We start from the raw sequence: 14264 nt of genomic DNA, 5'->3' as shown, positions 1-14264 counted from the left end.
AAGAAAAATTTTAGAATGGGGAATTAGATGTCTTCAAGATTATTACACACCACGTTTATTGTATGCATGTTATTAATTATTAGTGCATGTCAAAACAACACAGTTGATTTAGATAACTTAGTAGGCCAAGATTATAATTCGATTGAAGTAGGGCTTGAAAATAAAGATAATATAAATGTTCTTGATGCTTCTAGACATGAAGGGGAACCTACTGAAGATGGTGAAGCGGTTATTGTCCCTGACCCAAACGCAATCGATGTCATAGTTAATAAAGATCGCCGTTTGCCTGAAGGTTATGAACCGCCAGATTTAATGGTACCTGATGTTGATTTTCATGTTGTAGCTGAAGAGAGAATGTATATGCGTGAAGAAGCTGCTCATGCTTTAGAGGAATTGTTTGAGGGAGCTAGCGAAGATGGTTATGAATTATATGCCATTTCCGGCTATCGTTCAGAACAAACGCAAGAAGTCGTATTTGCTTCAAATGTAGATCGACATGGAGAGGAGCATGCCGAGCAATATTCTGCTCAGCCTGGACATAGTGAACACCAGACAGGTTTAGCGATGGACGTATCAGCCGAATCGTTTAGTTTGCGACTAGGTGAAGGTTTTAGTGATACGCCTGAGGGTGAGTGGGTTGCAGACAACAGTCACCATTATGGATTCATCGTACGTTACCTTGAAGGAAAAAGTGATATTACAGGTTATAATTACGAACCGTGGCATTTAAGATATGTTGGTGAAGAATTAGCAACAAGTATTTACGAATCTGGGTTAACAATGGAAGAGTATTTTGGATTAGTTGATTAGTATTAAAAGGCCTATCATGTTTTAGGCCTTTTTTTAGTGGCTATTCGTTTAAATTCTTCAAATTTATTATTATAATAATAAGTGGTTTAAAAAGTTGTCTTTTTATATGGAGGAGGATTTTTAATGGATTATCGTATTGAACGAGATACGTTAGGTGAAATGAAAGTACCTGCAGACAAATATTGGGGTGCTCAAACGCAACGAAGTGTTTTAAATTTCCCGATCGGTAACGAAACAATGCCGAAAGAAATTATTGAAGGGTTTGCGATTTTAAAGAAGAGTGCAGCACGTGCTAATGAATCTTTAGGTTTATTAGAGAGTGATAAAGCAGATGCAGTAGCTCATGCTGCTGATCGTGTATTAGCAGGAGAGTTATTTGACCACTTCCCTCTTGTAGTTTGGCAAACAGGTAGTGGAACGCAGTCTAACATGAATATGAATGAAGTGTTAGCTTATGTTGGTAATGAGTGGTTAGAAGAGCAAGGCAAAGAGGTAAGACTACATCCGAATGATGACGTTAACAAGTCACAAAGCTCCAATGACACTTATCCAACTGCATTACATATTGCAGCTGTTAAAAAGGTTGAAGACCATTTACTACCTTCATTACGTCAAATGAAAGATACATTAAAAGAAAAAACAGATGCTTACTATGATCTAGTGAAAATTGGTCGTACACATTTACAAGATGCGACACCTATTACACTTGGACAAGAAATTAGCGGTTGGCACCGTATGCTTGTTAAAACGGAATCAATGATTGAAGATTCGTTAAAGTATGTCCGTGAAATAGCTTTAGGTGGTACAGCAGTTGGAACTGGTATTAACGCACATCCTGATTTTGCCGAAACAGTAGCACAGAAAATTAACGATGAAACGAATGGCCAATTCGTTTCAGCTGAAAATAAGTTTCACGCTTTAACAAGTCATGACGAATTAGTCCATGCTCATGGTGCTATTAAAGGTTTAGCAGCTGATGTTATGAAGATTGCTAACGATGTTCGTTGGTTAGCTAGTGGTCCTCGATGTGGTATTGGTGAAATTACAATCCCAGCTAATGAGCCAGGTAGCTCAATTATGCCAGGTAAAGTTAACCCAACTCAAAGTGAAGCAATTACAATGGTAGCAGCTCATGTTATGGGTAATGACGCTGCAATTGGCTTTGCTGCAAGCCAAGGAAACTTCGAGTTAAACGTTTATAAGCCGATGATTGCTTATAACTTCTTACAATCTTGTCAGTTACTTGGCGATAGCATGATATCATTTGACGAGCGTTGCTTAGTAGGCCTTGAGCCAGATGAGAAAGAGATTGAAAAGTATTTAAATGATTCACTAATGCTTGTAACAGCACTTAACCCACATATCGGGTACGAAAATGCTGCAAAAATTGCTAAGCATGCACATGAAAACAATCAAACGTTACGTGAAGCGTCAGTAGATACTGGCATTCTATCTGGAGAAGATTTTGATCGTTTAGTAGTGCCAAAAGAAATGACAAAACCGAACGCTAAATAACATTATTTACCTAGAAAATTAGGTCATATTCTACCGCCTCCTGTTAACAATAATGATTACACAGGAGGTGAACAAAATGGCTCAAAACAACAATTCAAACCAATTAGTAGTTCCTGGTGTGGCACAAGCTCTAGACCAAATGAAGACTGAAATCGCACAAGAATTTGGTGTACAGCTTGGTCCTGATTCAACTTCACGCTCTAACGGTTCAGTTGGTGGTGAAATTACAAAGCGTTTAGTACAAATGGCAGAGCAACAGATGGGCGGTCAGTAAGCTGATCAGCTTATGAAACTCAAAAATTAATCATTAAAGTTAAAAGAGGGTCTTAATTGAGGCCCTCTTTATTAAATTTGTAGTAGTTTCTAATTAGGTGCGTTCTTTTGTCCGACACTAATTGCCACTCGTCCGGCAATAAAGTGTGTTTGTCCGGCACTTATGACCACTTGTCCGGCAATAAGGTGTGTTTGTCCGACACTAATTGCCGCTCATCCGACAATAAGGCGTGTTCGTCCGACACTAATTGCCACTCGTCCGGCAATAAGCCACCTTCATCCAACAATAATAAAAACAGAGGTCCGGCTTATGCCAAACCTCCATTTTTAGCGGTTATTTTGTCTCGTTTGTTGTTTCAGCTTCTGCAAATGGTTCACCGTTTCTTCTTATTTCATGTGCCTCTTCAATTTGCACCTTGTCATATCTCGGTGTTACATAACCACCTGCTAAACCTTCGTTCATCATACGATCGACATCTAAATCGTATTCGCTTCTCACGTCACCTTGTTCTTTAGATGGTTTTGCCACTGCAGGAACCTCCTTTTGTAAGAAGCCTTCTTCAGGTTTCTCACAGTTTTATTATTTGTTTTTACTTCATGAACATGTGTGGAAACTGTTGACTATAAGTAATAATTTGTCGATAATTTGAACAGAGTATGCTATTTTAGAACTGGTTAAATAAGAGAAGAGGTCGATGATATGAATGTAGTGCTAATAATGTTAATGATGATTGCAATTGGTGCGATCATTGGTGGAATGACAAACTTTTTAGCCATTAAAATGTTATTTAAACCATACAAAGCTTTATACATAGGGAAGTGGAAAGTCCCATTTACTCCAGGCTTAATTCCAAAGCGACAAGAGGAGTTAGCTGAACAATTAGGGAAACTCGTCACTAATCACTTAGTAACGGCTGATGCGATTAGTGATAAGCTAAAAGAGAGTAGCCTTCAAAATCAGGCAACAACGATGATTCAGTCTCGCTTGAATGAATATTTAAAACAAGACCAAACAACAATTAGACTGCTTCAACAATTTCATGATGGCCTTTCAGTTGAATCAATAGAAAGTACTGTTAAACATAAAGTACATCATGAATTAACGAATCTATATGATGAAAATCAATCACGGACATTAAATGATGTTTTACCTGAAGACTTAAAAGAATCGATTGATCAGCAACTGCCACTAGCTGCAAAGTACATTTTGCAACAAGTCGATGATTACATTAATAGCCGTGAAGGACAAAATAAATTATCTGAATCAGCATCTTCTTTTCTTGCTACACAAGGGTTTTTAGGTAGTATGGTGTCGTCTTACTTAGGGGAGGAAGGCTTAGTTGAAAAAATCACCCCTGCGATTAACCAGTTTATTCGTTCTCATGATACTGAAGAAACGGTGGAGACATTACTACGGGCTGAATGGTTGAAATGGCAGCATACAGAACTTTCGGTTATAAGAGAGCGTTTTTTTGACGACACTTTAGAAGATAAGGTTTCCGACTACTTACTAAACCATTTGAATATCGAGCAGTATTTAAATGAACCAGTATCAACGTGGTATAATCATTTCGAGCATGCGATCACATCGCGTGTAATCCCAAATGGTGTGGAAATGTTATTTGACCAATTAGCTGGTAAAGTTACGGACATCATGGAAACATTTAATATTGCAGGAATGGTGCAGAGGGAAGTTAATCAGTTTGACGTTGCCCGCTTAGAAAAAATGGTGTTAGAAATAACGAAGCGCGAATTCAATATGATCACTTACTTAGGTGCAGTTCTTGGTGGTACTATCGGATTTGTTCAAGGAATCATTGTCCTGTTTATTAGTTAAAAAAGATTATACTATACAGCTTGGGTATTCTCTGATACAGTAGTAGTCGAATATGTGTTAGTCAATTTAGGAGGTATATTGTGTCAAACTTATATGATTTAGCTTACGATTTAGAAAAAGGTCTTCGTGAAAGTGAAGAATTCCAAGGTTTAAAAGATGCTTATGATAAGGTTATGAATGACCCTACAACTAAGCAAATGTTCGATAACTTCCGTGACACTCAATTAAATCTACAGCAAAAGCAAATGCAAGGTGAAGAGATTTCTGAAGAAGAAGTGAACAAAGCAAAGCAAGTCGTTGAGCTTGTTCAACAAAACGAAGATATTTCTAAGTTAATGGAAGAAGAGCAACGTTTAAATACTGTAATCGGTGATATTAGTAAAATTATTACGAAGCCACTTGAAGATTTATACGGTGAAGAAGAACAGTAAATATAAAAAGGCTATCGAGCTTAAGTTCGATAGCCTTTATTTATTAGCGATGGAATAATACAAGACGCCCATCTGGTGATACACAACGGTGTGTCAGTTCTTGATAATCTTGCTCTTCTAATTTCTTTGTACCAACATCTTTAGCTTCTTGATCATCTTTAGCTTCAAACGTTTCATCTAATAAGTTTTCACCTTTTTTGGAATATACCGTTAAGTAGTACGTCTTCATGTCAGTTCCTCCCTATGTATCTTCTTATCTTAACTATATGGATTTTGTTGACTTTTGTAAATAGTCTGACGTCATAATTTTTATTATTCACCGAACGTGCATTCGTATATAAAATTTGATAAAATAATACATACATTATATCTATTGGAGGAACAACGATGCATCAATCTGTTCGATTTTTACATAGCGCTGATTTACACCTCGACAGTCCGTACAAAGGTATGCGACATTTACCAGGAAATATATTAACAGATGTTAAAGCAAGTACGTTTAAAGCTTTTAAACGACTTATTGACTTAGCGATCGAACAACGAGTTGATTTCGTATTATTAGTCGGAGATTTGTTTGATCAAGACTCAGCATCTTTAAAGTCATTAGTCGCATTAAAAGATGGCTTAAAAAAATTAGAACAACATAACATAAATGCCTTTATTAGTTTTGGTAACCACGATTATCAAATGTTGAACAAGGTGGATTTAACTTTCCCAAGTAATACATATGTTTTTACACAACAAAGTGTGATGTCATTTCCGTTTGAGAGAGATGGAGAAGTACTAGCCGATATCCATGGGTTTAGTTATGAAAGTCGAGCAGTTACTGAATCAAAAGTTCATGAGTATGATCCTGTTAGTCATGACCGACTTCAAATTGCGACATTACACGGTAGTTCAAAAACGAACAACGAGCATGATCAATATGCGCCGTTTTTGTTAGAACAGTTAAAGGCGACATCTTTTGATTATTGGGCGCTTGGACATATTCATAAACGTGAAGTTTTATCTTACCAACCTTACATTGTTTACCCTGGTAATATTCAAGGGCGACATATAAAGGAGACAGGCGAGAAAGGTTGTTATATCGTTGATTTGAGTCAAAACCAAACACAAATCCAGTTTCACCAATTACATGACATTTTGTTTGTAGAAGAAGAGTTAACTTACATGAATTGTCATACCTTTGATGATTTAATCGAACAGTTAAAAGCATACAAGGATCGCTTGCGTCATGAGTCAGGAAAAGTATGGCTTAGAATAACAGTCTTCGTACAAGATCAGTTACGACAGTATGAGGAAGAGTTGTTCTATTTACTCAACGAGGGTGAAAATGATGAAGAGGATTGGGTATGGATACAATCATTAAAACTTGATCAAGTCGTGCAATACGATCGCAAACAATTAAAACAATCGAACCAGTTTGTTGGTGAAGTAATAAAAATGATAGATGAAGCGGATGACAGTAAACGGTATTTAGATGATCTTCTAAATAATCGTCATTTCAAACAACAGATTGGAACTTTAACGAAACACGATTTAGAACAAATTGAAGCAGAAGCAGAACAACTTATAATCGAAAAGCTATTGAAAGATGGAAGGGATTAATGTGTATTTAAAGCGATTAGAGATCGTCTCGTTTGGTAAGTGGAAAGATGAAGTGATTGAGCTAACCAATGGGTTTAATTACTTATATGGCCCAAATGAGTCTGGTAAATCATCAATTAGGATGTTCATAACGTATGTGTTATTTGGCTTGTCCCCTGCAGAACGAAAGCAGTACACGTCATTAGTAGACGGTCAACTAGGTGGTCGGGTTATTATTCATGATGAAGGAAACGAGTATACAATTGAGCGTTTTGCCCACATTCATCGTGGTAAAAGAATAGCCTATCATCTTGGCGAAAAGTTAGATGAAGAAAAGACTGACCGTCTATTAAAGCAAGTGGATCAATATTTATTTGAATCAATTTTTTCTTTTAAAGACCGAGACTTACACGCCATTCGTCATAAACAAACTGAGGATATTGGGAAAGTTTTATTTAACTTAGGCTTAACGGGTTCTGATTACGTTGTAAAACTTGAACAAGATTTAACGAAAGACAGTGACAAACTGTTTAAGAAACAAGGAAGAAAACCACCTGTAAATGAAAAATTGCTTCAGTTAAAGTCACTTAATGAAGAAATCGAAAAAGTTCATGCCCGTGAACAGCAACACCAAACACTTTATCAAGAAGCTAAACAGTTAGAACAAGATATTCAAAACCTTAAAATAGAAAAGAATCGTCTTGATACCAAAATTGGTGAAGCCCAAAAGTTATTACAAGCTAAATCATCTATTGAACAAGTGCAGAAGCTTGACCGTGAAATGGAGGAGCTATTAACTCATTCTAATTTAACTGAAGGTTTGATTGAGCGTTATGAACAAGTAAAAGCCAAAAGGCAAGAATACGATGAGCGTGCTAAAGTTTTAATTAATAAATTAAGTAGTGTAAAAGATGAACGAAACCGTTTAATGGAACAAGCTAAACAGGAGCATTTTCCTTTTACTTTAGAGGAAGTTCAGCATTGGGCTGTTCAACTCGAACAAAAGCTTGATCAAAAAGAAGACTTACAAGCAAAAATCACTGAGCAACAATTTAAACTAAACAATTATTTACAATCTGTAGGGATTACCTTAAGTGAAGAAGAGCTGAATTCTTTAGAATTAACAGACTACACAAAACAAACGTGGGCAAGACTCGCACAAGACGTTTCTCTTAATGCCGAAAAGCTAAGTGACTTTGAAAGACGAAAACGTTTAAAGTTAAACGAATTAAAAGAGTTAGAAGAGAAAAGGGCGAAAGTAGACCGACAAGCTAAACCATCCGAAGAAATAGAAACACATCAACAACAATTAGAACAATTAAAAGAAAAGAGAGCGTCTCAATATTACGAACAACAGCTGAAAGACCAAGAATTAAATCAGAAGAAGGAACTGAAAAGATTTGGACAAATCGTTAATGTCTCTAAATGGAGTGTGGGAGTAGTAACGGCCATTCTCATCACTTTATTATTAACAGATGTTCTATTTCAACCCAGTTTATTGTGGACTTCTGTTGTAGCAATCATCGGAATGTTCATCGTTTTTTTATTGCATCAACAAAGCCGTAAGATTTCAACAAATGCTGATGGGGATCGTGAAGAATTAGACAATAGTGATGAAGTTGAGTTGAACCAACGTATTCAAAATCTGGAACATGTAATTCAAGAACAGAGCGAATTGCAAGATCAGCTAAAAGAAATTCAAATGAAGATTGATTATCTGAATGGAGAGCTTCGTGAAATTGAATCTGAACGTTTAAAAATAGAACAACAACTAGAAAAAGATGAAACAAAGCGTCTAGAGGAAATTGAGGCACTACCGTTACTGGAATCATATGAATTAGAGCAATGGGAAGAAGTGTTTGAAGTACTAACGAAGGTTCAAAACTTAATTACGCAACAAAGAGAATTAAGGAGCGAAGTAGACGGGTTACAACAATCAATTGGTCAACTAGATGACCAACTGAAACGTTTTTTATCATATTATATAAACAATGAAGAACTTAACGAACATGCATCAAATATCAAACTGGTTCGTCATTACTTGAAGTATGAACAAGACTTGAACGAACAAATTAATTATCAACAAAATTGGGCAACAGAATTAGAAAACCAACTTGCAGAACTAAAAAATGATTACCAACCTTACGAAAATGAAATGCGTCATATGTTAACGGAAACTAATTTTGAAAATGAAGAAACGTTAGGACAAGCGGTTCAAGATTTTGAAACTTATCAATTGAAAGATGGACAAAAGCAAGAAGCAACACAATCTGTCTACAATATATTTCAAGATCAAGCAGATTCCATTATAAAACAATCTTATAATTGGATTGAAATTGAAGAGCAGTTAAGTCAAGATGGACATAACAATGATGAAATTCAAAACAAGATCGAGAGCTTAAGGCAACAATTGGCTGACTGTACAGCTAATATTCGTCAGTTAGAAGAGGATGGGAAGTTGTCTGATCTAATCCATGAAAAGTCGATGGTTGAAGGGGAAGTCATTGAGCTTGCTAAGCAGTGGGCTGTGTTCCAAACAGCTAAAGGATTATTGCAAGATACGAAAGCTCGATATCAATATGAATATTTACCAAAAATATTAAATTTCACAACGAAAATATTTAATGAAGTTACGCGAGCTGCTTATATTGATGTTAGGTTTTCTCAAGAAGAAACGTTAATCGTACAACATCAAAATGGAAAGTGGTTTGATGTGAAGCAATTGTCAGATGGTACAGCAGACCAATTGTATATTGCATTGCGCTTAGCTTTAAATGAATCACTAAATGAAGCACATGGATTTCCTTTCGTGTTAGACGATGCTTTCGTTCACTTTGATGAAGAACGTAAAGAGCAAATGATGAACATCTTGCTAAATCAAAGTGAAAACCAACAACTTATTTATTTTTCTTGTGAGCCATACCAATTTGTAACTAATGTTAATGAAGTAGCACTGTTAGAAAGACAAGCTTCGAATTTATAATTTTAAACAAAAGGGGAGAGTTTAATGACGATGACACAAGGAATTGCTCATCGCCAAGTAGGGGATCAATTTGAAGGATTTTTACTCATTAAATCCGTAGATAAAGGTGTAACGAGTTCTGGTAAGCCATTTTTAACGATTATTTTCCGCGACCGTACTGGTGAAATTGAGGCAAAGCTATGGGATTCGACGAAAGAAGATGAAGAGACGTTTATGCCAGAAGCAATCGTTCAAGTCCACGGAGAAATCCGACAGTTTCGTGGTAAGAACCAACTAAACATTAGACAAATTAGACTATCGAATGAGATGGACGGTGTTCGTGTCGACGATTTTATTGAAAAAGCGCCAGTCGAGTTAGAAGAAATGCAAGATTATTTAACGCAAATGATTTTTGCGTTAGAAAACCCGAATATCCAAAGAATTGTTAGAGCTATTTTGAAGAAGCACAATGATGAACTATTAACTTATCCTGCTGCAACGAAAAACCACCATGAATATGCGTCAGGTTTAATTCATCACATTATAAGTATGTTAAAGATCGCACGACAAATGAAAGACCTTTATCCAGAAATTAATACAGACTTATTGTATGCAGGTATTATTTTACACGACGTTGGTAAAGTTAAAGAGCTTTCAAGTCCAGCATCTCCCTCATATACATTAGAAGGTAAGATGTTAGGACATATCTCGATGATGGTAGATGAAATAAAAGTTACTGCAGAAGAGTTAGGAATCGAAGGAGAAGAAGTGATGTTACTTCAACATCTTGTGTTAAGTCATCATGGAAAAGGTGAATGGGGTAGTCCGAAAGCGCCGATCGTTCGTGAAGCTGAGTTGCTTCATTTAATCGATATGATTGATGCTAAAATGAATATGATGAATCGTGCTTTAGAGTCAGTTGAACCAGGTGAATTTACTGATCGTATTTTCCCATTAGAAAACCGTCAATTTTACAAGCCGACGATTTAAAAGATCCCCCGAAGGTAGATTGATACTCTACCTTTCGGGGGATTGTTTATAATTTAGAGCAGCTAGAAAATATGATTACTTAGCATCCAACCTAAAAAGACTAGAATAAATAAAATGAATAAAATGTCAAAGAAGAGACTTATTTTTTTATTATCTTCTTTAAGTGATTTATAAAATTGGTATAAACCTTGAACAAGCATGATAACTATAAGTGAAATCTGACCGTAAATATTAGTAGAGTGTTGGTCATCGCCTAAAAAATTGATAGCAGTTAATAAAAGGATCGTAACGGTAATGCCATAAACCCATTTGATCACTTCGCTTTGTTTTTCTGTTTGTTCTGTTTGTTCCAATAAAAACCCACCAATACAAATATGTAAAAAAATAGTACAACGAGGTATGACCAAGTTGTACTATTAAATGTTTTTATGATTCTTCAGAGCCGAATAAATGATTTAAATCTTCATCATGAATTGTCACATCAGCGTCGTTAATGACTTGTTCAATAATAAGCTGTAATTCACTAGGATCTACTTGTGCTGTTAGTAAGTCTTGACGAATTTGGTCTTCCATCTCTTCAAGTGAATCTAGTTCAACTTCAGCATCACGGATATTTTCAACTAGAATGACATGCCAACCGTATTGCGTTTCGACTGGTTCACTAACTTCACCTTCATTAAGTGAAAATGCGGCACGTTCAAATGGCATAACCATATCGCCACCAGTGAAGTAGCCTAAGTCGCCGCCTAATTGAGCTGTACCATCAGTGGAGTGCTCTTCGGCTAATTCAGCGAAATCTTCACCACTTTCATACTGTTCAAGAATTTCTTGTGCTGTCTGTTCATCATCAACTAAAATATGGCGAGCTTGAACTTCTTTTTGCATATTTTCATAGCGTAATTCAACATCTTCTTCTGTCACATCTAAATCTTCTGTTGCTGCTTCAAACTCTAAGCGGCTCATATATAACGCTTCTCTAAATTCAGCTTCATTTTCGAATCCTTGTTGAGCTAAAAATTGTTCAAACTGTGGTCCAACTTCTGCCTTGAAATCTTCAATTTCTTGATCAAGTTCTTCTTCTGAAATGTCATATTGTGATTCCAAGATCATGCGAGTAGTCATTTCGCGTAACACAGCTTCCCCGTGTCGCTCTTTTAACTCTTCATAAAACTCATCTTTAGTAATATCACCGGCTGCTGACTCCATTACAGTGTCATCGCTGTCACCATTACATGCCACTAAAATTAATATAGATGTAGTCAGTAAGGCTAGTACAACTTTTTTCATCAATCTTCCCCCTAAAAGTATGTAATCGTACAATCATAAATATATCATAATTTTCTTTAAGTTACACCAATCAAATTGTTATGTGCCTAAACAAACGAGGAAACGAACACATAGTATATCGTAGTTAATGTTTAGGAGGTGAATCAGGTGAGTTACGGTAAAGGTTATTCAGGAGGTTTCTCTTTAATTGTAGTGCTGTTCATTTTGTTAATCATTGTTGGAGCATCTTGGTTCTAAGGTTGATTTAGGACGTCACAAAAAAGGTTGATCCCCACTTGGAGGATCAACCTTTTTTTATTAATATAGATAATTCATTTCATAATACGATGAAATGAGTAGTACTAACATTGAAATATTAATCGTACGATAAACTTTTGCACTTTTCTCATTAGACATTTCTGATTTAGTACAGAATTTTTGAGTCATGGAGTTAAATGCGTAAAAAATAAATATGGCAAATGGAACATAAAAAAGTAACAATGTTTCCCCTCCTAAATCCCTTCACATTATAACACGTTTAAGGAGATTGCACTAATATATCGTAGTTGTTTTTTGTCTTTTCTACGATACATTTTTTTGGCGCCTTAACGAAAAATGAGAGTATTAACCAATCTGTCAGTGAAATTCCGATATGAATGGATGCAAATACAATTAAAATTGGGTAGAACATAGGGAATACCGTTGCACCAATTAATAAAGGAATTGTAATGACGACTGTAGGCGCTAGCATCATTATAATCGAAGTGCGCTTAGATAAACTTGAACGCACCTTTAATTTTAGTAAAGGAATATATCTATATTTAAAATACCATTTTAACTTAAATTCTTTACTTGTAAAAGTAATCGGAAATGCATGTGCTAACTTATGCAAGATCGGTAATATTAAAAGCCCTAACATGACTTGCCACAACGCTGGGTCATGTAATGGCGCATTTTGATGTAAAATTGAAAATGGTATATATAAAACAATAAAAGATATAATACCAAGAAAGATTGATAGAATAGTCAGCCGATGTTGACCGTATTCTTTAGAGATGTTTAACGTTTTCCAGCAAGTCATATTAGGGCCTCCTTTTCTGCCTATATTCAGCGATTACTCACTATTAATTATGCTGTTACAGAAGTGATAATACGCCCTACACAGAAAAAATTCAACCCTTTTCTAGAAAAAACTCTTAATTCGTCAATATTCCTCACGAATGCTAGCGATTGAACGGTCTAAAATCTCTAAATAGTCGTCTCCATATATGTTTTTAACGATCGCTTCTAAGTCTTGAAACTCTGGAAATCTTCCATATAAATCTTTCAATGGAAGAGAAGCTTGCATAACAGTGTTTTTATCAGTGCCACTTGCATGAGCTTCCATTGTCTCCTCAAATAATTTCTTACCTGCATCCGTTAATTCTACATACGTATTACGTTTGTCTTCTTCGCGTTTAGAGAAAGTTAGTAGTTCACGCTCTTCTAGTTTTTTCGAAAAATTGAAAGCAGTAGACACGTGCATAATTCCAAACTGTGAGATCTCTGATATGCTCGCACCGTTTAAGTGATAACATATCCATAAAATATGATGCTCATTTAAATTGAGTTCAAATGGTTTGACCCAATTTTGCCAATCTTTTTCGATTTGTTTCCAAATGGCCTTAGATAATTGTGCCATTTTGTGTGAATATAGAATGGCTTCCTGTATTGAATACGATTCTTTACTCACAAGAACGACTCCTTTTTAATAATATTTTGATAACTTAAATAATAGTTTACCCTATTAATTTTGTTAAATAACGTGCTTGTCTAATTATATAGGTAGAATGACTATTTTTACATGTACTAATATTTTAACATAATATATTAAAAGAGTTGCAGGAAATTATTGATCCCTGCAACTCTACTATTAATATATGTCTTTTTCGTTTATATCGTTGAAAACATCTTCTAGTGCATCATGAAATCGAATCGCTTCTTTTAACTTTACACTAGTTTGTCTGTCACTTTGAATTTCGTCTTCTTGAATGTGTTCTTCGATTTGTTTTAAGTTCGACTTTTGTCGATCAATTGCATCGAGCCAACGATTGACATAAGCCTTCATAAATTTCCCGTATAAATCTTTCTCTGCCTTATAAAGGTCTTTTCTCACACCTCTAATCCAGACGCGCTCTACGAGATTGTAGTCTAATAATGTACGAATTGAATTACTCATTGCGGTTTTGCTTTTGCCTAGTGCATTTTTCATATCATCCAATGTCATTGGTTCATCACTTAAATAGAGAATGACGAAAAGTTGAGACTCGGTCGTGTTTAATGAAAACATTTCAAGTGTCTTAGAGAATTCACTAATCATCGAATGATGCAAGTGATCAAGCGTTTCTTCATTATGTCTCGTCTGCATATAATGAACCTCCTTAGGTCATCTACACTCAATCTACACTAGATTATGGAAAAAACAAAATAAGAGATTTATGAGTATTTTGTAGTATTATAGAGAAATTTAAAAGATTTCGTCTGATAAGTTTGTTCAGTTCAAACTTTACGGAATATATGAAACTATGTCGCTCTATTTGTTGTTTGAGAATTC

The 14264-nt window shown here is 35.5% G+C and carries 16 protein-coding genes; 9 read left to right on the top strand and 7 right to left on the bottom strand.

The features are described from left to right. Positions 1–27 precede the first annotated feature (27 nt). The 3 genes from AHA02nite_RS07645 (at position 28) to AHA02nite_RS07635 (ending at position 2599) form a co-directional block, all read left to right on the top strand. Entirely contained in the window at positions 28–810 is a 783-nt protein-coding gene (locus AHA02nite_RS07645; RefSeq protein WP_146815983.1) for a M15 family metallopeptidase, read from the top strand. A gap of 123 nt (positions 811–933) precedes the next feature. Then, positions 934–2325: a class II fumarate hydratase gene (gene fumC, locus AHA02nite_RS07640; protein ID WP_146815981.1), complete on the top strand. Its 1392-nt coding sequence runs from the start codon at positions 934–936 to the stop codon at positions 2323–2325. A gap of 76 nt (positions 2326–2401) precedes the next feature. Further along, the gene (locus AHA02nite_RS07635) at positions 2402–2599 is read left to right on the top strand and encodes an alpha/beta-type small acid-soluble spore protein (protein ID WP_017186732.1); all 198 of its coding nucleotides are present in this window, start codon (positions 2402–2404) and stop codon (positions 2597–2599) included. Between the two features lie 333 nt (positions 2600–2932). Here the strand turns inward: AHA02nite_RS07635 and AHA02nite_RS07630 are convergent, their stop codons facing one another. Further along, on the bottom strand, positions 2933–3127 hold the full coding sequence (locus AHA02nite_RS07630; protein ID WP_146815979.1) for a hypothetical protein: 195 nt from the start codon (positions 3125–3127) through the stop codon (positions 2933–2935). A gap of 171 nt (positions 3128–3298) precedes the next feature. On the opposite strand from AHA02nite_RS07630, the gene AHA02nite_RS07625 reads away from it, so the two are divergent. Together AHA02nite_RS07625 and AHA02nite_RS07620 are read left to right on the top strand one after the other, a co-directional pair. Then, positions 3299–4435, top strand: coding sequence for a DUF445 domain-containing protein (locus AHA02nite_RS07625; protein ID WP_146815977.1), 1137 nt, complete (start codon positions 3299–3301; stop codon positions 4433–4435). An 80-nt stretch (positions 4436–4515) separates the two neighbouring features. Next, a complete protein-coding gene (locus AHA02nite_RS07620; RefSeq protein ID WP_146815975.1) occupies positions 4516–4866 on the top strand; it encodes a YlbF family regulator in 351 nt (116 codons plus the stop codon). A 43-nt stretch (positions 4867–4909) separates the two neighbouring features. Here AHA02nite_RS07620 and AHA02nite_RS07615 read toward each other — a convergent pair whose 3' ends face one another. Next, positions 4910–5095, bottom strand: a complete 186-nt coding sequence (locus AHA02nite_RS07615) for a YhzD family protein (RefSeq protein ID WP_146815973.1) — start codon at positions 5093–5095, stop codon at positions 4910–4912. 158 nt (positions 5096–5253) lie between these two features. On the opposite strand from AHA02nite_RS07615, the gene AHA02nite_RS07610 reads away from it, so the two are divergent. From AHA02nite_RS07610 to yhaM, 3 genes are read left to right on the top strand one after another with little or no spacing between them, the layout of a single operon-like run. Further along, positions 5254–6474, top strand: a complete 1221-nt coding sequence (locus tag AHA02nite_RS07610) for a metallophosphoesterase family protein (protein WP_146815971.1) — start codon at positions 5254–5256, stop codon at positions 6472–6474. Position 6475: 1 nt separating this feature from the next. Further along, positions 6476–9436, top strand: a complete 2961-nt coding sequence (locus AHA02nite_RS07605; RefSeq protein ID WP_170236017.1) for an ATP-binding protein — start codon at positions 6476–6478, stop codon at positions 9434–9436. 30 nt (positions 9437–9466) lie between these two features. After that, positions 9467–10405 (top strand): 3'-5' exoribonuclease YhaM, encoded by a 939-nt coding sequence (gene yhaM, locus AHA02nite_RS07600; protein ID WP_146816056.1) that lies wholly within the window; start codon positions 9467–9469, stop codon positions 10403–10405. A 62-nt stretch (positions 10406–10467) separates the two neighbouring features. Here the strand turns inward: yhaM and AHA02nite_RS07595 are convergent, their stop codons facing one another. Both AHA02nite_RS07595 and AHA02nite_RS07590 read right to left on the bottom strand, forming a co-directional pair. Further along, positions 10468–10758 (bottom strand): hypothetical protein, encoded by a 291-nt coding sequence (locus tag AHA02nite_RS07595; RefSeq protein ID WP_146815967.1) that lies wholly within the window; start codon positions 10756–10758, stop codon positions 10468–10470. A gap of 73 nt (positions 10759–10831) precedes the next feature. Continuing rightward, positions 10832–11692, bottom strand: coding sequence for a peptidylprolyl isomerase (locus tag AHA02nite_RS07590; protein ID WP_146815964.1), 861 nt, complete (start codon positions 11690–11692; stop codon positions 10832–10834). A 147-nt stretch (positions 11693–11839) separates the two neighbouring features. Between AHA02nite_RS07590 and AHA02nite_RS07585 the strand changes: the two genes are divergently transcribed. After that, positions 11840–11929: a YjcZ family sporulation protein gene (locus AHA02nite_RS07585; protein WP_017186741.1), complete on the top strand. Its 90-nt coding sequence runs from the start codon at positions 11840–11842 to the stop codon at positions 11927–11929. A gap of 280 nt (positions 11930–12209) precedes the next feature. Here AHA02nite_RS07585 and AHA02nite_RS07575 read toward each other — a convergent pair whose 3' ends face one another. The 3 genes from AHA02nite_RS07575 to AHA02nite_RS07565 form a co-directional block, all read right to left on the bottom strand. Further along, complete coding sequence (locus AHA02nite_RS07575) at positions 12210–12752, bottom strand: DUF3267 domain-containing protein (protein WP_146815962.1); 543 nt, start codon at positions 12750–12752, stop codon at positions 12210–12212. A gap of 123 nt (positions 12753–12875) precedes the next feature. Next, entirely contained in the window at positions 12876–13403 is a 528-nt protein-coding gene (locus tag AHA02nite_RS07570; protein ID WP_017187112.1) for an HTH-type transcriptional regulator Hpr, read from the bottom strand. A 180-nt stretch (positions 13404–13583) separates the two neighbouring features. Further along, positions 13584–14078 (bottom strand): GbsR/MarR family transcriptional regulator, encoded by a 495-nt coding sequence (locus AHA02nite_RS07565; RefSeq protein WP_246118831.1) that lies wholly within the window; start codon positions 14076–14078, stop codon positions 13584–13586. Positions 14079–14264 lie beyond the last annotated feature (186 nt).

Source organism: Alkalibacillus haloalkaliphilus (assembly GCF_007991275.1).
Lineage (GTDB): Bacteria > Bacillota > Bacilli > Bacillales > Alkalibacillaceae > Alkalibacillus > Alkalibacillus haloalkaliphilus.
The sequence above is the reverse complement of the archived record's forward strand: the minus strand, read 5'-3'. Positions and strand labels throughout refer to the sequence as shown.

Excerpts from the sequence above, each read along its gene's own strand:
- AHA02nite_RS07645 (WP_146815983.1), top strand. The coding sequence starts at position 28 with ATGTCTTCAAGATTATTACACACCACGTTTATTGTATGCATGTTATTA.
- fumC (WP_146815981.1), top strand. The coding sequence starts at position 934 with ATGGATTATCGTATTGAACGAGATACGTTAGGTGAAATGAAAGTACCT.
- AHA02nite_RS07635 (WP_017186732.1), top strand. The coding sequence starts at position 2,402 with ATGGCTCAAAACAACAATTCAAACCAATTAGTAGTTCCTGGTGTGGCA.
- AHA02nite_RS07625 (WP_146815977.1), top strand. The coding sequence starts at position 3,299 with ATGAATGTAGTGCTAATAATGTTAATGATGATTGCAATTGGTGCGATC.
- AHA02nite_RS07615 (WP_146815973.1), bottom strand. The coding sequence starts at position 5,095 with ATGAAGACGTACTACTTAACGGTATATTCCAAAAAAGGTGAAAACTTA.
- AHA02nite_RS07610 (WP_146815971.1), top strand. The coding sequence starts at position 5,254 with ATGCATCAATCTGTTCGATTTTTACATAGCGCTGATTTACACCTCGAC.
- yhaM (WP_146816056.1), top strand. The coding sequence starts at position 9,467 with ATGACACAAGGAATTGCTCATCGCCAAGTAGGGGATCAATTTGAAGGA.
- AHA02nite_RS07590 (WP_146815964.1), bottom strand. The coding sequence starts at position 11,692 with ATGAAAAAAGTTGTACTAGCCTTACTGACTACATCTATATTAATTTTA.
- AHA02nite_RS07575 (WP_146815962.1), bottom strand. The coding sequence starts at position 12,752 with ATGACTTGCTGGAAAACGTTAAACATCTCTAAAGAATACGGTCAACAT.
- AHA02nite_RS07565 (WP_246118831.1), bottom strand. The coding sequence starts at position 14,078 with ATGCAGACGAGACATAATGAAGAAACGCTTGATCACTTGCATCATTCG.